At 70.6% G+C, this 17,680-nt stretch carries 17 protein-coding genes and 1 riboswitch; of the genes, 16 read left to right on the forward strand and 1 reads right to left on the reverse strand.

Annotated features, from left to right (window positions below):
- Window positions 1-108: 108 nt before the first annotated feature.
- The 16 genes from BM070_RS14345 to BM070_RS14425 all read left to right on the forward strand — a co-directional run bounded on the left by BM070_RS14345 (window position 109) and on the right by BM070_RS14425 (window position 16,768).
- Window positions 109-1,131 (forward strand): sulfate ABC transporter substrate-binding protein, encoded by a 1,023-nt coding sequence (locus tag BM070_RS14345; RefSeq protein ID WP_092940103.1) that lies wholly within the window; start codon window positions 109-111, stop codon window positions 1,129-1,131.
- A gap of 337 nt (window positions 1,132-1,468) precedes the next feature.
- The gene (locus tag BM070_RS14350) at window positions 1,469-2,431 is read left to right on the forward strand and encodes a sulfonate ABC transporter substrate-binding protein (protein WP_092940104.1); all 963 of its coding nucleotides are present in this window, start codon (window positions 1,469-1,471) and stop codon (window positions 2,429-2,431) included.
- A 51-nt stretch (window positions 2,432-2,482) separates the two neighbouring features.
- Window positions 2,483-2,707: a hypothetical protein gene (locus tag BM070_RS14355; RefSeq protein ID WP_139222839.1), complete on the forward strand. Its 225-nt coding sequence runs from the start codon at window positions 2,483-2,485 to the stop codon at window positions 2,705-2,707.
- A 76-nt stretch (window positions 2,708-2,783) separates the two neighbouring features.
- Entirely contained in the window at window positions 2,784-3,947 is a 1,164-nt protein-coding gene (ssuD, locus tag BM070_RS14360; RefSeq protein WP_092940106.1) for an FMNH2-dependent alkanesulfonate monooxygenase, read from the forward strand.
- Between the two features lie 16 nt (window positions 3,948-3,963).
- Complete coding sequence (locus tag BM070_RS14365; RefSeq protein ID WP_092940107.1) at window positions 3,964-4,347, forward strand: VOC family protein; 384 nt, start codon at window positions 3,964-3,966, stop codon at window positions 4,345-4,347.
- Complete coding sequence (gene ssuC / locus BM070_RS14370) at window positions 4,344-5,207, forward strand: aliphatic sulfonate ABC transporter permease SsuC (protein WP_092940108.1); 864 nt, start codon at window positions 4,344-4,346, stop codon at window positions 5,205-5,207. The genes BM070_RS14365 and ssuC overlap by 4 nt, the downstream gene beginning before the upstream one ends.
- 19 nt (window positions 5,208-5,226) lie before the next feature.
- Window positions 5,227-6,060: an ATP-binding cassette domain-containing protein gene (locus BM070_RS14375; protein ID WP_092940109.1), complete on the forward strand. Its 834-nt coding sequence runs from the start codon at window positions 5,227-5,229 to the stop codon at window positions 6,058-6,060.
- Between the two features lie 102 nt (window positions 6,061-6,162).
- The gene (locus tag BM070_RS14380; RefSeq protein WP_092940110.1) at window positions 6,163-6,378 is read left to right on the forward strand and encodes a TOBE domain-containing protein; all 216 of its coding nucleotides are present in this window, start codon (window positions 6,163-6,165) and stop codon (window positions 6,376-6,378) included.
- A 426-nt stretch (window positions 6,379-6,804) separates the two neighbouring features.
- Window positions 6,805-7,056: riboswitch (cobalamin riboswitch) on the forward strand.
- Between the two features lie 105 nt (window positions 7,057-7,161).
- Window positions 7,162-9,375 carry a TonB-dependent receptor gene (locus BM070_RS14390; protein ID WP_092940112.1) on the forward strand — a complete coding sequence of 738 codons (2,214 nt, stop codon included), beginning with the start codon at window positions 7,162-7,164 and terminating at the stop codon, window positions 9,373-9,375.
- A 13-nt stretch (window positions 9,376-9,388) separates the two neighbouring features.
- Entirely contained in the window at window positions 9,389-10,171 is a 783-nt protein-coding gene (locus BM070_RS14395; protein ID WP_245785230.1) for an ABC transporter ATP-binding protein, read from the forward strand.
- Window positions 10,168-11,175, forward strand: a complete 1,008-nt coding sequence (locus BM070_RS14400) for an ABC transporter substrate-binding protein (protein ID WP_245785231.1) — start codon at window positions 10,168-10,170, stop codon at window positions 11,173-11,175. Before BM070_RS14395 ends, BM070_RS14400 begins: the two co-directional genes overlap by 4 nt.
- Window positions 11,172-12,188, forward strand: a complete 1,017-nt coding sequence (locus BM070_RS14405) for a FecCD family ABC transporter permease (RefSeq protein WP_092940113.1) — start codon at window positions 11,172-11,174, stop codon at window positions 12,186-12,188. Before BM070_RS14400 ends, BM070_RS14405 begins: the two co-directional genes overlap by 4 nt.
- A gap of 184 nt (window positions 12,189-12,372) precedes the next feature.
- On the forward strand, window positions 12,373-13,320 hold the full coding sequence (locus BM070_RS14410) for a CysB family HTH-type transcriptional regulator (protein ID WP_092940114.1): 948 nt from the start codon (window positions 12,373-12,375) through the stop codon (window positions 13,318-13,320).
- A 40-nt stretch (window positions 13,321-13,360) separates the two neighbouring features.
- Window positions 13,361-13,822 (forward strand): nickel-responsive transcriptional regulator NikR, encoded by a 462-nt coding sequence (nikR, locus tag BM070_RS14415; protein WP_092940186.1) that lies wholly within the window; start codon window positions 13,361-13,363, stop codon window positions 13,820-13,822.
- Between the two features lie 208 nt (window positions 13,823-14,030).
- On the forward strand, window positions 14,031-16,025 hold the full coding sequence (locus BM070_RS14420) for a TonB-dependent receptor (protein WP_092940115.1): 1,995 nt from the start codon (window positions 14,031-14,033) through the stop codon (window positions 16,023-16,025).
- A 29-nt stretch (window positions 16,026-16,054) separates the two neighbouring features.
- On the forward strand, window positions 16,055-16,768 hold the full coding sequence (locus BM070_RS14425; protein WP_092940116.1) for a DUF4198 domain-containing protein: 714 nt from the start codon (window positions 16,055-16,057) through the stop codon (window positions 16,766-16,768).
- 35 nt (window positions 16,769-16,803) lie between these two features.
- Here the strand turns inward: BM070_RS14425 and BM070_RS14430 are convergent, their stop codons facing one another.
- Window positions 16,804-17,598, reverse strand: coding sequence for a GNAT family N-acetyltransferase (locus BM070_RS14430; protein ID WP_092940117.1), 795 nt, complete (start codon window positions 17,596-17,598; stop codon window positions 16,804-16,806).
- Between the last annotated feature and the right edge of the window lie 82 nt (window positions 17,599-17,680).

The raw sequence follows: 17,680 nt of genomic DNA on the forward strand, positions 1-17,680 counted from the left end.
AGATATAAAAAACTGAAATTTCAGTAGTTCCAGTTTTTAAGAGGCTCTTCAAGAATGCGTGGCATCGGCGATGTGCGCCGATTTCCACAGACGACCAGAAAGCCTCTCATGAACGTGCGCCGCGACTTTATCAAGTTTCCCTTTGCCGCAGCCCTGGCCGCCGGCTTGTCCATGACGGCATTGCCGTCGCTGGCCCAGCCCGTGCAGTTCCTCAACGTCTCCTACGACCCGACGCGCGAGCTGTACGTGGAATACAACCAGGCCTTCGGCAAGTACTGGAAGGCCAAGACCGGCCAGGACGTGCAGTTCAAGCAGTCGCACGGCGGCTCGGGCAAGCAGGCGCGCTCGATCATCGACGGCATCGACGCCGACGTGGCCACGCTGGCGCTGGGCGGCGACATCGACGCGCTGGTGGCGCACGGCCTGGTCAAGCCCGACTGGCAAAAGCGCCTGCCGCACAACTCGGCGCCCTACAACTCCACCATCGTCTTCCTGGTGAAGAAGGGCAATCCCAAGGGCCTGAAGGACTGGGACGACCTCATCAAGCCCGGCGTGCAGGTCATCACGCCCAACCCCAAGACCTCGGGCGGCGCGCGCTGGAACTACCTCGCGGCCTGGGAATACGCCAAGCGCAAGTATGGCGGCGACGACAAGGCCAAGGACTTCGTGGGCAAGCTCTACCGGAACGTGCCGGTGCTCGATACCGGCGCGCGCGGCTCCACCATCACCTTCGTGCAGCGCGGCGTGGGCGACGTGCTGCTGGCCTGGGAGAACGAGGCTTTCCTCGCGCTCAAGGAATTCGGCCCCGAGAAGTTCGAGATCGTCGTGCCTTCGCTCTCCATCCTGGCCGAGCCCTCCGTCACGGTGGTGGACAAGGTCGTGGACAAGAAGGGCACGCGCGCCCTGGCCGAGGAATACCTGAAGTACCTGTATTCCGATGAAGGCCAGGACATCGCCGGCAAGAATTTCTACCGCCCGACGGGCGACAAGGCCAAGGCGAAGTACGACAAGCAATTCCCCAAGCTGACGCTGGTGACCATCGACCAGGCCTTCGGCGGCTGGGCCAAGGCCGACAAGGCGCACTTCGCCGACGGCGGCAGCTTCGACCAGATCTACACCAACCGCAAGTAAGCCGGGCCCAGGTCTGAAAGCACTCCCCTGAACCACCTCAACCGAGCCCAGCCCATGACTGCATTGCGCACTACAGACCGCTTCGGCATCGGACGCGCCGGATGGCTCGGCCGGCCGGGGCGATGTCGCCGCGCCGACTGACCGCCTGAAGGACGGCGCTCACCCGGGCTGGCTGTGCCCGGGGTGCCGTCTTCCGGTTTCAGCCTCCTTGCTTCTTCATCGCACCGCTGCGGCCTTGTGGCCGGCGAGCGGTCTGGGCGGAGCCTTGCCCGGCCTTTCCTGCGTTTCTTCTTCCTTTCTTTCTTTCTTTCTTGTTCGATCACCGGAATCTCCCGCCATGACCTTGCAACCGAAATTCTCCCGCCGCCAATGGCTGGCCGCTGCCGCCGGCACGGCCGCCCTGTCCGGTGCCGTGCCCGTGTGGGCGCAGAAGTCCGAGCGCGTGCTGCGCGTGGGCCACCAGAAGGGCTGGCTGTCGCTGCTCAAGGGGCGCGGCACGCTCGAAAAGCGCCTCGCGCCGCTGGGCGTGAAGGTGGCCTGGACGGAATTCAACGCCGGCCCGGTGCAGCTGGAGGCGCTGAACGTCGGCTCCATCGACTTCGGCGACGTGGGCGAGGCCCCGCCTATCTTCGCGCAGGCCGCGGGCGCGCCGCTGATCTATGCGGCCTCCACCGTGCCGCGCCCGCGCCTGGAAGCGGTGATCGTGCCCAAGGGCTCGCCCATCCAGAGCGTGGCCGACTTGAAGGGCAAGCGCATCGCCTTCAACAAGGGTTCCAACGTGCATTACTTCCTGGTCAAGCTGCTGCAAAAGCACGGCCTGCAGTACCGCGACGTGCAGCCCGTCTTCCTGGCGCCGCCCGATGCGCGCGCGGCCTTCGAGCGCGGCGCGGTCGATGCCTGGGCGATCTGGGACCCGTTCCTCGCCGCCGCCCAGAAGACGCTGCAGGCCCGCCTGCTCGCCGACGCCACCGGCGTGGTCAACAACCGGGCCTTCTACTTCACCTCGCGCGACTTCGCCGCCCGCAATGCCGACGTGCTGCGCATCGCCGTGCAGGAGGTGGCAGCCATCGATACCTGGGTGGAAAAGAACCAGCCTGCCGCAGCCGCCGAGCTGTCGTCGCTGCTGGGGCTAGACCGTTCGGTGACGGAGCTCTTCGTGAGCCGTGTGGGCTACGGCACCTTGCCGGTCTCCCGCGAGATCCTGGCCGAGCAGCAGGCCATCGCCGACACCTTCTTCGACCTGAAGCTCATCCCCAGGAAGCTCGACCTGCTGCAGGCCGCGCCGCTGGACCTGGGCTGAGCGCTTCCTTTCCGTCCGTTTCCCCTCGAGCCACGCCGACAGGAGCCCGCCATGCCCCATCCCGACCTTCTCTCCCCACGGCAACGCGCCGCGCAGGTGCTGGACGTGACCGCCCGCGCCTGGGGGCTGGCCATCGCTCTGGCCAGGGCCCCGCAGCGGCGCGTGGCGCCCCAGCCCCGGGCCGCCTCCCGCGCCGTCGCGGCCTGCCTGGGACTGGCCGGCGCGAGCCCTTCGCGGCTGCGGCTGTCGGCGCACGGCTTCGATATTTCCTACTGACCGCTGCCGCCTCGCCACCCCGTCCGCCACTACACCAACACACCACGGCGACAGCACTTTTTCAGGAGAACTCCCCATGCAGATGTTCTGGTTCATTCCCACGCACGGCGACAGCCGCTACCTGGGCACCTCCGAGGGCGGCCGCGCCCTGAGCTTCGACTACCTCAAGCAGGTGGCCGTGGCCGCCGACAGCCTGGGCTACGAAGGCGTGCTCATCCCCACCGGCCGCTCGTGCGAAGACCCCTGGGTGATCGCCTCCAGCCTGATCGGCGCCACCCAGCGGCTCAAGTTCCTCGTCGCCGTGCGGCCCGGCCTGCACCAGCCCAGCCTGGCTGCGCGCATGGCGGCCAGCTTCGACCGCCTCTCGGGCGGGCGCCTGCTCATCAATCTGGTGACGGGCGGCGACCGCGTGGAGCTGGAGGGCGACGGCGTGTTCCTGGACCATGCCAAGCGCTACGAGCAGGCCGCCGAATTCCTGCGCATCTGGCGCGAGATCCTGGCGCGCAGCCACGAAGGCGGCACGCTCGACTACGAAGGCGAGCACCTCTCGGTCAAGGGCGCCAAGCTGCTCTTTCCGCCGCTGCAGAAACCCTATCCGCCGGTGTATTTCGGCGGCTCCTCGGCCCCTGCGCACGAACTGGCGGCCGAGCAGGTCGATGCCTACCTGACCTGGGGCGAGCCCCCGGCCGAGGTCGCCAGGAAGGTGGCCGACGTGCGCCAGCGCGCCGCCCGCCTGGGCCGCACGGTGCGCTTCGGCATCCGCCTGCACGTGATCGTGCGCGAGACCGAAGCCGCCGCCTGGGCCGCCGCAGAAGACCTCATCAGCCGCGTGAAGGACGAGACCGTGGTGCAGGCGCAGGCCGTGTTCGCGCGCATGGATTCCGAGGGCCAGCGCCGCATGGCCGCGCTGCACCAGGGAGGCGCCAAGCGCAGCCGCGCCGACCTGGAGATCAGCCCCAACCTCTGGGCCGGCGTGGGCCTGGTGCGCGGCGGCGCGGGCACGGCCCTGGTGGGCGATCCGCAGACGGTGGCCGACCGCATCAAGGAATACGCCGACCTCGGCATCGACACCTTCGTGATGTCGGGCTACCCGCATCTGGAAGAGGCCTACCGCTTCGCGGAACTGGTCTTTCCGCTGCTGCCCGTGGCCGTGCGCGAGCGGCTGGCCGGCGGCAATCCGCTGGGCCCGTTCGGCGAGACGGTGGGCAACCAGTACGTGCCGCGCGCGGCGCAGAGCTGAAGGGGAGGGCTGCGCCATGGCGATCCATTCCATCAACCACGTGCAGCTGGCCTTTCCGGCCGGCGCCGAAGGGCAGATCCGCAACTTCTACAGCGCCTTGCTGGGCCTGCCCGAGCTGCGCCACGCAGCCACCGGCACGGCGCTGCACTTCGCGGCCGGGGCGCAGCGCATCGAGCTGGTGCCCACCGAGCGCGCCCGCTGGGCCGCCGCGCCCGCCGCGTCGCACCTGGCCTTCGAGGTGGACAACCTGCATGAATTGCGCGGCCGCCTGCTGCAGGCCGAGCTGCCGCTGGTGGAGAACCGGGCGCTGCCCGGCTACCTGCGCTTCTACGTGAAGGACCCGGCGGGCAACCAGCTGGAGTTCCTCGAACCCGACACCGAACAGGAGCTGCCGGTATGAGCGCCTCGATCAAGGAGCTGCAGGTCTCGCCCCTGCCCGAGGAGCTGGAAGGCCCTTCCGACGGCGCGCTGGCCGCGGCGGCGCGGCGCGTGCTGCGCGCCGTATGGCAGCAGCTGCTGCCCTGGCTGGTGCCGGTGGCGCTGATCGCGGGCTGGCAGGTGGCCTCGTCCCTGGGCTGGATCTCCAGCCGCGTGCTGCCCGCGCCGCTGGACGTGGTCACCGCCGCCTGGCGCCTGGCCGAATCGGGCGAGCTGTGGACGCACGTGAAGATCAGCGCGGGCCGGGCGCTGGCGGGCCTAGCCATCGGCGGCGGGCTGGGGCTGCTGCTGGGCCTGCTGACCGGCTCGGTGCGCCTCTTCGAGACGCTGCTCGACTCCACCATCCAGATGGTGCGCAACATCCCGGCGCTGGCGCTGATCCCGATGGTGATCCTGTGGTTCGGCATCGACGAGTCGGCCAAGCTGTTCCTGATCGCCATCTCGGTGTTCTTCCCGATCTACCTGAACACCTTCCACGGCATCCGCAACGTCGATCCGCAGCTCATCGAGATGGGCCGCACCTACGGGCTGAACCGCTGGCAGCTCTACCGCGACATCGTGCTGCCCGGCGCGCTCTCGTCCATCCTGGTGGGGCTGCGCTTCTCGCTGGGCCTGATGTGGGTGATCCTGATCGTGGCCGAAACGATTTCCGCGCAGTCGGGCATCGGCTACCTGACCATGAACGCCCGCGAATTCCTGCAGACCGACGTGGTGCTGGTGGGCATCCTGCTCTACGCCCTGCTGGGCAAGCTGGCCGACCTGTTCGCCCGTGCGCTGGAGCGGTGGTGGCTGCGCTGGCACCCCGGCTACCAGCCTCAATGACCGCACCGGAGCCCTTGCCATGACCCAGACATCCTCTTCCGAAAACCGCTCCGGCCAGGCCGCAGGTGGCGTGCGCCTGCAGGCCACCGGCCTGCACAAGCGCTACGGCCAGCGCGAGGTGCTGCGCCACGCGCAGCTGACCATCGAACCCGGCGAGTTCGTCGCCATCGTGGGCCGCAGCGGCTGCGGCAAGAGCACGCTGCTGCGCCTGATCGCGGGGCTGGAAGCCGCCACGCAAGGCACGCTGACCGCCGACGGCCGGCCCGTGCAGGGCCTGCATGCGGACACGCGCATCATGTTCCAGGAGGCGCGCCTGCTGCCCTGGCGCCGCGTGATCGACAACGTCACCCTGGGCCTGCCCGCCGCGCAGCGCGAGCGCGGCCGCGAGGTGCTGGCCCAGGTGGGCCTGGCCGAACGCGAGAACGAATGGCCCGCGCGCCTTTCGGGCGGGCAGCGCCAGCGCGTGGCCCTGGCGCGGGCGCTGGTGCACCAGCCGCGCCTGCTGCTGCTCGACGAGCCCCTGGGCGCGCTCGACGCGCTCACCCGCATCGAGATGCACCGCCTGATCGAAGGCCTCTGGCAGCGCCACGGCTTCACCGCGCTGCTGGTCACGCACGACGTGCAGGAGGCCGTGGCCCTGGCCGACCGGGTGGTCCTCATCGAGGACGGCCGCATCGCGCTGGACGAGCGCATCGCCCTGGCGCGGCCCCGCTCGCACGGCGACGCGGCCTTCGCAGCCATCGAGAAACGCATCCTCGACCGCGTGCTGCAAAAGCCCGGCGCGTCCGACGAGGCGCCCGCCGATCGCGGCTGGCCCGGCGTTCCGGCCCATGGCCTGCGCTGGGCGGTGTAGAGGCAAGAGGCTACCCAGCATGCCCGGCACGCCTTCCCGTTCCATTCCCCTTCATTCCATTCCGTTTCTTCCATCCGAACCGTTTTTTCCAAGGAGTTTTCCATGACCATCCAAGCCATCAACGTGCGCAACCAGTTCAAGGGCAAGGTCCGCGAGATCGTGCGCGGCGACGTCGTCTCCGAAGTCGATGTCGAGACGCCGTGGGGCATCGTCACTTCGGTCATCACCACCCGCTCGGTCGATGAACTGGGCCTCGTGGTCGGCTCCGATGTGGTGGCCCTGGTGAAGTCCACCGAGGTGTCCATCGCCCGGCTGTGAGGCGGTGTTGCAGGCAAAAGCGGGCTGCAGCGCCCGAATTGCCTGCGCAGTGCGCTATTGATTTGATAGCGATCGATGCTTCCAAGGCGGCCTCCGGGTCGCCTTTTCCATTCGTGCATGCCCTGTTTTAGAACGTGTTCACGATCTCGCAGGGGATCGCGTTGGAGCGCAATCGGGATGAGTGGATGCTTCGGGTGCGCCGCATGGGCTCATGCCCATGCAAGCAGCCGGGGCGTCCAATCGCCCGATTTCGCTCCAACCCGAAGGGCAGCGGTGTGGGCGGGCGGTCTGCGGCGTTGCGGCGCTTGTGAATAGCCGTGCTATTCACTGCGCACCGCGCCTTGCATCCCATCCCGCCCACACCGCTGCGCGACCCCTGGGAGATCGTGAACACGTTCTTAAACGCAAATGTGTTGCGTTATTACGCATAGAATGCGCTTTGTTGGTGCTCGCAGCGCCGTGTTCTCGCGCTGCAGTTCAACGGGAAGCAGGAGGGCGCTGCGCGCGATGCGCCAGTGCCCGACCTGCGCTGCCCCCGCAACGGTCAGCGGACGAGGCTCTGTCAGCGCGCCTCACTCTCCAATCGCAATGCCACTGGGTGCCCTGCATGGGCGCCTGGGAAGGCTTTTGGAGGGCGTTCCGCCCAGCCCGGATACCGGCCAACGAGGTGATGCCTGCCTGCGTGCTGCCCTTGAGAGAAGAGGGCGGTGCGGCGCAGGCGTCGTGGTGCCCAGGCGCTGGCGGGGAGGCCGGCGTGGGCGACTTGTCTTTCTGCGTGTCTCCATGTCCTTTTCGCTTTCCCGCTCTTCGTTCCAGCGCGTGCCTGCATGGCCCCTGCCGCTGGCCCTCGCCCTGTCCGCCGCATTCCCGCTGGCCGCCCAGACGCTGCCCGCCGTGACCGTCACCGCACCCGCCGAGGGCCCCGTGGCGCCGCTGGACCAGCCCACGAGCAGCGCCTCGCGCCTGGGCCTGACGGTGCGCGAGACGCCGGCTTCCATCGACGTGGTGCCCGCCGCCGTGCTGGCCGAGCGCGGCCTGCGCACGGTGAGCGAGGCGGCCCAGGCTGCCGTGGGCGTGATGGCCGGGGACTTTCCGGCCGAGCCCAGCGCGTTCTCCATGCGCGGCTTCGCCAACAGCCAGATCAACACGCTCTACAACGGCATCAAGATCGGCCCGCCCAACATGACCTCGCGCGTGATGGACGTGGCCAACCTGGAGCGCATCGAATTCCTCAAGGGCGCGGCCTCGCTGATGTCGGGCGAGGGCGCCACGGGCGGCGCGGTCAACTTCGTCACCAAGGCGCCGCACCGCGGCCCGGTGCGCACCGAGGTCAATACGGCCGTGGGCTCGTTCGGCGAGCGGCGCGTGTCCTTCGGCTCGGGCGGCACCACCGCCTGGAAGGATCTGGACTACCGGATCGACGCCAGCGCATCGAACGGCGACGGCTTCGTCGATGACACCTGGCAGCGCAACCGCCACATCTCCGGCGGGCTGGACTGGCGTGCCGCCCCCGGCGTCAAGCTCTTCGTGGCCGGCGAGGCCAAGCGCGACAACGGCAGCAGCTACTGGGGCACGCCGCTCGTTTCCGCCAACGCGCCGGGCGTGCAGCCGCACGGCGGCATCGTCTCGGGCAGCTACGTCTCCAACTACAACGGCAGCAACCTCGGGCCCGTCACCATCGATGGCCGCACGCTGCGCACCAACTACAACGTGCTGGACAACCGCAACCAGGCCCGCGAGACCTGGCTGCGCGCCGGCGGCGAATGGCAGGCCAGCGACGCCGTGGTGCTGCGCAGCCAGTTCTGGCGCTACACGGCCGACCGCACCTGGTTCAACAACGAGATCGAGGCCTTCAACGCCAACACCGGCCTGGTGGACCGCGAGCGCTTCTACGTCGCGCAGGACCAGACCAGCTGGGGCAACAAGACCGAAGCGCAGTGGGACGCCCGTCTGGGCGGCATGGACAACCGCCTGGTGGCGGCCTTCGAGTACAGCCACACCGACCTGACCCGCCCGGGCGCCGCCAACTTCCCCGGCGACAGCGTGAGCCTGACGGACCCGCAGCGCGGCACCTATGGCCTGCTGACCACCCAGGTGCAGACCAGCGCCATCCGCAACACGGCGCTCGCGCTGGAAGACCGCCTGCGCCTCTCGCCCACGGTGGCGCTGATCGGCGGGCTGCGGCATGAACGCATCGCGCTGGACCGCAGCTCCGCCAACGCGGCGGGCGTGCAGCGCACGGGCTTTCCGTTCGACAAGACCTGGAACCCCACCACCGGCCGCCTGGGCCTGACCTGGGACGCCGCGCCCGGCACCACCTTCTACGGCCAGTACGGCACGGCGGCCGACGTGGCGGCCAACAACATCTTCCTGCTGGGCGCCACGCAGCCGCTGGACCTGACCCGCACGCGCAACGCCGAAGTGGGCGTCAAGCAGGCCTTCTGGCAGCAGCGCGGCGAATGGACGCTGGCCTTCTACGACACCGAACGGCGCAACGTCTATGCCGGCCAGGGCGGCCAGCGGCTGGCGCAGGCCGGCGCGCTCAAGTCGCGCGGCGCGGAAACCTCGGTGGCGCTGCGCCCCGACGCGCACTGGAGCCTGTGGGGCAACCTGGCGCTCAACCGCGCGCGCTACGAGAACTACACCCTGGCGGACGGCACCTCGTTCTCGGGCAACCGCCCGCCCAACGCGCCGCGCCTCATCGCCAATGCCGGCGTGGGCTACCGCTTCGTCGCCGGCGTGCCGATGCAGGTGTCGGCCTCCGTGCGGCACGTGGGCGAGCGCTTCCACAGCGACGCCAACACCGTGCGCCTGAACGGCTACACCGTGTACGACGCGGCCCTGTCGGTGGACGTGGCGCGCGACGTGCAGCTCACCCTGCGCGGGCGCAACCTGGGCAACCGCACCTATGCCGCCTGGGCCGATCCGTTCTACCCCGACCAGATCCTGCTGGGCGCACCGCGCAGCTATGAACTGGCGCTGCGCTGGACGCTCTGAGTCGCCGCCACCCATGGGCCAGCCTGATCCGGTGCTGCAGCTGCAGGGCGCGGCCTTTTGCGCCAAGGGCGGGCAGATGCTGCTCGCGCCGCTCGATGCGCAGGTGCGGCCCGGCGAATGCATCGCGCTGGTGGGCCCCAACGGCGCGGGCAAGAGCACGCTGCTGAAGCTGCTGGCCGCGCGCCTCGCGCCCACCCAGGGCGCCGTGCGCCTGCTGGGCCACGACCTGGCCCGCTGGCCGGCGTCCGAGCGCGCGCGCCACGTCGCCTTGCTGAACCAGGCCGACACGGCGGACGGCGGCCTGGTGGTTCGCGACTACGTGGCCCTTGGCCGCCTGCCGCACCAGCACAGCGCGAGCCGCGCCGCGCATGCGCAGGCGGTGGACGAGGCCCTGCACACCTGCGCCGCGGCCCTGCTCGCCGCGCGCAAGCTGGGCGATCTCTCGGGCGGCGAGCGCCAGCGCGTGCACCTGGCGCGGGCGCTGGCCCAGCGGCCCACGCTGCTGCTGCTGGACGAGCCCACCAACCACCTGGATCTCGCCGCCCGCGCCGACCTGCTGGCGCTGGTGCGGGGTCTGGGCATCACCGTGGTCGCGGCGCTGCACGAACTGGGCCTGGTGCCCGGCTTCGCCAGCCGCGCCTGGGTGCTGCAGGGCGGCCGCCTGGTGGCCGACGGCCCGCCGGCCCAGGCGCTGAGCACGGCCCGCGTGGCCGAGGTGTTCGGCATGGAACTCATCCACACCCGCCACCCGCGCCACGGCGGCACGCTGTGGTCGTTTGAAAGAGCCGCGGCATGAATCGCCTATCGATGATCAAGCACTGGGCGGCCTGGGGCCTGGGCCTGCTGGCCACCGCCATGGCCTGCGCGGCGCCGCCGTCGTCTTCTTCAACGGCGCCGCAAGCCTCGCCACCGGGCTTTCCCGTCACCGTCACCAGCTGCGGCGAGCCCGTGCGCTTCGCCGCGCCGCCGCGCCGCATGGTGGTGCACGACCTCAACATGACCGAGATGGCCCTGGCCCTGGGCCTGCAGCCCGCCATGGTCGGCGTGAGCGGCATCACGGGCTGGTACAAGGCCGGGCCGGAATTCTTCCGCGCCCTGGGCAAGGTGCCCGAACTCGCGCCCAAGTACCCCACGCTGGAGAACATCCTCTCGGTGCAGCCGGACCTGTTCTTCGCCGGCTGGTACTACGGCATGCAGCCCGGCGGCCCCGTCACGCCCGCCGTGCTGGCGCGCCATCACGTGCCCACGCTGGTGCTGACCGAAAGCTGCATTCCCGCCCACGGCGACAAGCCCGAAGCGACGATGGAGCTGCTCTATGGCGACGTGCGGCGCCTGGGCACCGTCTTCGGCCGGCGCGAACTGGCCGACCGCCTGGTCGCCGGCTGGCAGGCCCGGGTGCGTGCCGCAGCGTTGCCGGCGCTGCCCAAGGCACCGCGTGTTTTCGTCTATGACTCGGGCGAGGACAAGCCCTTCACCGCCGGCCGCGCCGCCATGCCGCAGGCGCTGATCGCCGCGGCGGGCGGCGTCAACGCCATGGGCGATCTGCCCATCGGCTGGGGCAATGTCTCGTGGGAGGCGGTGGCCGAGCGCGACCCGCAATACATCGTGCTGCTGGACTACCAGAACGGCCTGGGCCCCGAACACCTGCGCCGCGTGCTGGAGGCCCACCCCGCCATGCGCCTGACCGAGGCCGTGCGCGAGCGCCGCTACATCGTGCTGCGCTATGCCGAGATCACGCCCGGCCCGGCCAACATCGACGCCATCGAAAAGATCGCCCGCGCCTTGAGGGCCCCGCGGTGAGGGCGCGCACCGTTCTGGCCGCCGTCGGCGGCCTGCTGCTGCTGGGCGCGCTGGCCGTGGCCTCGCTCGCCATCGGCAGCAGCAGCGACCTGGGCTGGCGCGAAGCGCTGGCCGCCCTGGCCGGGCCCTGGGCTCCCGCGCTGGGCTGGCCCGCGCCGGCGGAGATGGCCCGCGCCATCGTGCTCGACCTGCGGCTGCCGCGCCTCTTGCTGGCGCTGCTGGTGGGCGCGGCCCTGGCCGTGGTGGGCGGGCTGCTGCAGACCAGCACGCGCAACGACCTGGCCGACCCGTTCCTCTTCGGCCTCTCTTCGGGCGCATCGGCCGCCGCCGTGGCCGTGATCGGCTGGGCGGGCGATGCGCTCGGCATCTGGACGCTGCCCGCCGCCACCTTCTGCGGCGCGCTGGTGGCCGCTGCCGCCGTGCTGCTGCTGGTGCGCCGCGTGGGCACGCAGGGGCCGGCCGCCATGGTGCTGGGCGGGCTCGCCATCTCCTTCCTGCTGGGCTCGCTCACGCATGTGCTGGTGTTCGCGGGCGACCAGCGCGCCGCGCATGCGGTGGTGTTCTGGTCGCTGGGCGGGCTGGGGCTGGCGCGCTGGGACAACCTCTGGCTGCCGCTGGCCGGCCTGCTGGTGGCGGCGGCCTTCGTGGCCCGGCGCCACCGCGCGCTGGACACGCTGCTGGCCGGCGACGACACGGCCCACAGCCTGGGCGTGGCGCCCGAGCGGCTGCGGCTGCAGGTGTTCCTGGTGGCCGCGGTGGCCACGGCCAGCTGCGTGGCGCTCAGCGGCGTGATCGGCTTCGTCGGCCTGATGGTGCCGCACCTGGCGCGGCGCCTGGCCGGGCCGCTGCATGCGCGCTTCGTGCCGCTGGCGGCGCTCCTGGGCGCGGCGCTGCTGCTGGCCAGCGACCTGGTGGCGCGCACCGCGCTGGGTGCGCAGGAGCTGCCGGTGGGCATCGTCACGGCCGGGCTGGGGGCCTGCTTCGTCATCGCGCTGCTGAACCGGCCGCGCTGACCGGCGGAGGGCTGGCGGCCTCATCAGATCTTTTGTGTCTGATGAAATGGAAATAAAGTCTTTTTGGTTTGATAGACGAACTTCTACGATGGGCGGGACTTGTCCCTCGGAGGGTTTTCGTGCATCACAAAAAGACTTTGCGGCCCCCGCATCGCCGCGCCCCGGGCGCGCTGAAAGGCCGCCCATGAACTTCCAGCAACTGCGTTCCGTGCGCGAAGCCGCGCGTTGCGGCTTCAACCTGACCGAGGTGGCCGCCATGCTCTACACCTCGCAGCCCGGCGTGAGCCGGCAGATCCGCGAGCTGGAAGAAGAGCTGGGCGTGGAGATCTTCGCCCGCGCCGGCAAGCGCCTCACCGGCCTGACGCCGCCCGGCGAGACCCTGCTGCCCATCGTCGAGCGCCTGCTGCTGGAGGCCGACAACCTCAAGCGCGCCGGCCACGACTACCGCGCGAGCCAGGAAGGGCGCCTCTCGGTGGCCGCCACCCATTCGCAGGCCCGCTATGCGCTGCCGCAGGTGGTGCGCGACTTCCGGGCGCTGTTTCCGCAGGTCACGCTGCACCTGCACCAGGGCTCGCCCCGGCAGGTGGCCGAGATGCTGCTGAGCGGCGAGGCCGACATCGGCGTGGCGACCGAGGCGCTGGCGGGCTACGACGGCCTGGTCACCTTGCCCTGCTACCGCTGGTCGCACAGCATCGTGGTGCCGCCCGGCCATGCGCTGCTGGAGGGCGAGGCGCCCGTCACCCTGCAGCAGCTGGCGCAGTACCCCATCATCACCTACGAGCAGGGCTACACCGGCCGCGCCCACATCGACGAGGCCTTCGCCCGCGAGGGGCTGGCGCCCGACGTGGTGCTCACCGCCATGGATGCTGACGTCATCAAGACCTACGTGGAGCTGGGCATGGGCGTGGGCATCGTCGCCTCCATCGCCGTGGACCCGGACCGCGACCTGCACCTGCGCAGCCTGGACGCGCGCCACCTGTTCGAGGTGAACCTCACGCGCCTCGCCATCCGGCGCGGCAGCTGGCTGCGCGGCTACACCTACCAGTTCATCGAAAGCTTCGTGCCCACGCTGACGCGGGACGCGGTGGAGCAGGCCATGGCGGCCGCGGTGGCAGGCAGCGCCGCAGCCTGAATACGATGCCCGGGCCGCCGCAGCGGCCACAATGCCGGCCATGGAACGCTTCACCATTTCGCTGGACGACGAACTCGCGCACGCCTTCGATCACCTGATCGCCGAGCGCGGCTACGGCAACCGCTCCGAGGCCGTGCGCGACGTGCTGCGCGTGCACCTTGCGCGCCTGCACGAAGGCCGTGATGCCGACGGGCCCTGCGTGGCCAATCTCTCCTACGTGTACAACCACCACGAGCGCGACCTGTCCGACCGCCTCGCGCGGCTGCAGCACGACCACCATGCGATGACGCTGGCGACCACGCACGTGCATCTGGACCACGACCAGTGCATCGAGACCGTGCTGCTCAAGGGCCCGGCCAGCGAGGTGCGCCGCTTCGCCGACCGGCTGATGGCCGAGCGCGGCGTGCACCACGGCCAGCTCAACGTGGTCATGGTGGGGGCGCTGGCGCCGGGGCACGCGGCGCATTCCCACGGGCACGATCATCACGGCCACCAGGGCTGAAAGAGCGCAAAAGAGAGCGGGGAGGGGTGGGGAAGGGCGGGGCCTACGCCATGCGGCGTATGGGCTGCAGTGTCGCCGGGTATGCAGTTTGCTTTTTTCTTCATACAAAAGGCAAACCTTCATGCATTTCTCTCCTGATTCCTTCCGAGCCCCCGTCATCCCGCCCCGCCGGCCCTCGCTTTCGCCGCTGTCGAGTGCGATATTCACCATGTTGGTGCTTCATGTGGGCCATGCTGGTGCGCAAATCGCCGATGTCCCGGCCGCCACGCCCGTTCTGGGTGCGATGGAGGTCAAGGGCCAGGCCGCACGCGGCGCCGATGCGTCCTACTCCACCACCACGCTGGACACGCAGGACATCCAGGCCCAGCACGTCAGCCAGCCCGAAGAACTGTTCCGGCAGGTGCCGGGCATGAACGTGCAGAACTACCAGCTCTCGGGCGTGGGCAATGCCATCGTGATGCGCGGCTTCGGCAGCGGCGGGCATGGCGGCGACGTGGGCGTGGTTCTGGACGGCATCCCGCTCAACGAGGCCATGTCGCATGCCGACGGCTATGTCGATTTCAACGTCATCGTGCCGCTGGAGATCGACCGCCTCACCGTCTACAAGGGCCCCGTGTCGGCGCTCTACGGCAACTTCAACCGGGCCGGCCTGATCGCCGTGCAGACCCGCCGGGGTGGCGAATACAGGGACGTTGACTTCAGCGCCGCATCGCACGGCACGCTGGACGCGCAGGCCGCGCTGGGCCTGAAGCTGGGCGAGGACGAATCGCTGAACCTGGCGGCCCAGCATGCACGCACCGACGGCTTCCGCGCCCAGTCGGGCGCCGAGCGCACCACGCTGGCCGCCCGCTGGAGCCGCCGCATCACGCCCGCCCTGGACGTGGCGCTCTCCGGCCGCCTGCACGAGGCCGATGGCGATTCGCCCAGCTACCTCACGGCCGCCCAGTTCGCCGCCGACCCCTACGGCCGCGACCCACGCGCCATGGACGACGGCGCGAAGAAGCACTTCGGCACCCTGCGCGCCGACGTGCAGTACGACCTGGCGCCCGATCTGAAATGGCTGGGCTTCGCCTACACCACGCGGCAGGACTTCACCCGCTGGTTCAGCCGCCCGGTGAGCGCCGCCGCCTGGCGCCAGCGCGAGGAGTCGTACGACCGCACGGTCTATGGCGCGGGCACCAGCCTGAACGGCCGCAGCGCGCTGGCCGGCGCGCCCCTGAACTGGGTGGCGGGCCTGGAGACCTTCCGCGAATCGACCGACTACCTCTTCTACGACGGCCTGGCCGACCGCGTCCGCACCGGCCCGGCGGGCTACGACCGCAATTCGCGGCTCAACAGCCTCTCGGCCTTCGCCGAGGTGGATGCGCCGCTGCACCCGCTGCTGCAGCCCTCGGCCGGCCTGCGCTGGGACCGCTTCACGGGCGCCTGCCGCCCGAACGGCGCCGAAACGGCCTCCGACCCCTGCGGCCCCCTGGCGCGCACCAGCCACGCCAGCCCCAAGCTGGGCCTGCGCTCGCAGCTGCTGCCCGGCCTGCTGCTGCGCGCCAGCTGGGCCGAAGGCTTCGCGCTGCCGAGCAACTTCGCCAAGTACGCGCTGGGCGCCGCGCAGCTCGATCCCAACGTCTTCCGCCAGACCGAGCTGGGCGCGCAGATCAAGCCGCTGGCCGGCCTGGTGCTGGATGTGGCCGCCTACCGGCTGATCTCGTCCGACGAGATCCGCACCGTGGCCCCTGGCGTCTATGAGAACTACGGCGCCACGCGTCGCACGGGCGTGGAAGCCAGCGCGCTCTGGTCGGTGCGCAGCGATCTGGACCTGACGCTGGCCTGGGGCAGCGCCCAGTCGCGCGTGACGCAGAACGGCAGCTCCGCGCTGGTCGGCAAGCAGGTGGCGGGCGTGCCGCGCTACACGGCCACGCTGGGCGCCGCCTGGCGGCCGGTGGCGGGCTGGGAGGGCACCGCCACCTGGCGCCGCGTGGGCCGCTATGCCGTCAATGCCGACAACAGCCTCTTCTATGGCGGCTACGCCACCTGGGACCTGGGCGTGAACTACGCGCCGCCGGCCTCGCGCTACCGCTTCTACGCCACCGTGGCCAATCTCTCGGACAAGGCCTATGCCACCTCGGCCGCCGTCATCAGCGGCCAGCCTCTCTATGCGCCCGGCGCGCCGCGCACCTTCAAGGTGGGCGTGCAGGGGCAGTTCTGATGTCGTCGTTCCTTATCCGTCAAAGCCGCATGAAAACTACCCGTCTTTCCGCCTTCTGGGGCGCCGCCGTCCTGGCCGCCCTGATGTCCGCCCCCGCCGCCTGGGCCCACAACGTCTGGCTGGAGCCCGATGCCGCCGGCGGCTACCTGGTGCAGTTCGGCGGCCATGCCGGCCAGCGCGAGACCTTCGATGCGGCCAAGCTCAAGAGCGTGCAGGCCTTCGATCGGCGCGGCCGGCCCATCGACGTGGCCGTCACGCCCACGGCGGGCGGCGTGCGCGTGCAGCCCGCCCGGCAGGCGGCGCTGTTGGCCGCGTATTTCGACAACGGTTTCTTCAGCCGGGTGGGCGAGGGCCCCATGGTGAACAAGCCCATGAACGAGAACCCGGGCGCGACCAGCGGCGTGCATGCCGTCAAGTACCACAAGACCATCATCCAGTGGGGCGTGGTCGCCAAGAAGCCGCTGGGCCAGCCGTTCGAGATCGTGCCGCTCGCGCACGAGACCCCGCACGCCGGCGAGCCGCTGCGCGTGCAGGTGCTGCTGGACGGCCAGCCCGCCGCCGGCATCCGCCTGAGCCTGGGCGAGCAGGGCGCGCCCGTCACCACGGCGGCCGACGGCACGGCGATGGTGACCCCGGTGGCTGGCCCCAACCAGCTACTCGCCATCCGCCGCACGCCGGTCACGGGCGATGCGCGCACTACGTCGCTGAGCTACGAATACCTGCTGGCGTTTCCGGCGCATTGACCGGATCGCGCCGGCCCACTGAGCCGGGGAGCATGTCAGCCCGCCATGCCGGGCGGCACGCGGTAGTGGTAGCCGTAGAGGTCGGCGAAGCCCAGGCCTGCATAGAGCCGGCGTGCGGCCGGGTTGCCGTCGCGCACCTGCAGATAGGCCTGCTGCGCGCCGCCGTCCCGCGCCCAGCGCAGCAGCGCCTGCATCAGCCGGGTGGCGTGGCCCCGGCGGCGGTGCGGCGGGGCGATGACGATGTCGAAGAAGCCCACCGCGTCCCGCTCGCGCACGGCCAGCCCGAAGCCGATGGGCTGGCCCTGGTGCCTGAGCGTGGCAAAGGCCGCGGGCCGGGCGATGGACTGCACCATGGCGTGATGCACGGCCTGGTGGCGCGCCGGCACGCCGTTGGCGGCCGCGAAGCCATCGAGCCAGGCGGGCGAGGGTGCTGAGGCCAGTTCCAGGCCCGCATCCCAGGCGGCTGGCCCCGAAGAGGCCGGGCCCAGCGGGCAGACCATGACGCGGGAGGGATCGAAGCGCGCATAGCCCGCGGCCTGCAGCTGCAGGTCGGCCTCGGGTGGCGCCAGCGGCGTCAGCCGGAACACGGGCGGCAGGCCGTGCCGCGCATAGAAGGCCTCCGCCGCGGCCTGCACCTCGTGAAAGGGCGCCTGCGCCGCAGCGGCGTTGGCCGAATTCGCGCGCTTGGTGAAGCCGCCCGCCAGCCGCAGCACCCAGCCGCCCTGGCGCACCTCCTGCAAGGCCGGCCAGGCGTGGAAGGCCGCGGTTTCGAGGGCGAGGATGCGGGCCGGCAGGTCTTCGCCGGCCGCCGGGGTGGGGCGCTGGGTCATGGTGGATGCGGGACGGGCTGCGTTAGAACGTGTTTACGATCTCCCAGGGGTCGCGCAGCTACGTCGGCGGGATGGGATGCAA

This window comes from Paracidovorax wautersii (assembly GCF_900113035.1).
GTDB classification, from domain to species: Bacteria; Pseudomonadota; Gammaproteobacteria; order Burkholderiales; family Burkholderiaceae_C; genus Paracidovorax; species Paracidovorax wautersii.

Coding starts and splice junctions, on each gene's coding strand:
- BM070_RS14390 (WP_092940112.1), top strand. CDS start 7,162: ATGTCCTTTTCGCTTTCCCGCTCTTCGTTCCAGCGCGTGCCTGCATGG.
- BM070_RS14425 (WP_092940116.1), top strand. CDS start 16,055: ATGAAAACTACCCGTCTTTCCGCCTTCTGGGGCGCCGCCGTCCTGGCC.
- BM070_RS14395 (WP_245785230.1), top strand. CDS start 9,389: ATGGGCCAGCCTGATCCGGTGCTGCAGCTGCAGGGCGCGGCCTTTTGC.
- BM070_RS14355 (WP_139222839.1), top strand. CDS start 2,483: ATGCCCCATCCCGACCTTCTCTCCCCACGGCAACGCGCCGCGCAGGTG.
- BM070_RS14400 (WP_245785231.1), top strand. CDS start 10,168: ATGAATCGCCTATCGATGATCAAGCACTGGGCGGCCTGGGGCCTGGGC.
- BM070_RS14345 (WP_092940103.1), top strand. CDS start 109: ATGAACGTGCGCCGCGACTTTATCAAGTTTCCCTTTGCCGCAGCCCTG.
- nikR (WP_092940186.1), top strand. CDS start 13,361: ATGGAACGCTTCACCATTTCGCTGGACGACGAACTCGCGCACGCCTTC.
- BM070_RS14430 (WP_092940117.1), bottom strand. CDS start 17,598: ATGACCCAGCGCCCCACCCCGGCGGCCGGCGAAGACCTGCCGGCCCGC.
- BM070_RS14375 (WP_092940109.1), top strand. CDS start 5,227: ATGACCCAGACATCCTCTTCCGAAAACCGCTCCGGCCAGGCCGCAGGT.
- BM070_RS14410 (WP_092940114.1), top strand. CDS start 12,373: ATGAACTTCCAGCAACTGCGTTCCGTGCGCGAAGCCGCGCGTTGCGGC.
- ssuC (WP_092940108.1), top strand. CDS start 4,344: ATGAGCGCCTCGATCAAGGAGCTGCAGGTCTCGCCCCTGCCCGAGGAG.
- BM070_RS14420 (WP_092940115.1), top strand. CDS start 14,031: ATGTTGGTGCTTCATGTGGGCCATGCTGGTGCGCAAATCGCCGATGTC.
- BM070_RS14365 (WP_092940107.1), top strand. CDS start 3,964: ATGGCGATCCATTCCATCAACCACGTGCAGCTGGCCTTTCCGGCCGGC.
- BM070_RS14380 (WP_092940110.1), top strand. CDS start 6,163: ATGACCATCCAAGCCATCAACGTGCGCAACCAGTTCAAGGGCAAGGTC.
- BM070_RS14350 (WP_092940104.1), top strand. CDS start 1,469: ATGACCTTGCAACCGAAATTCTCCCGCCGCCAATGGCTGGCCGCTGCC.
- ssuD (WP_092940106.1), top strand. CDS start 2,784: ATGCAGATGTTCTGGTTCATTCCCACGCACGGCGACAGCCGCTACCTG.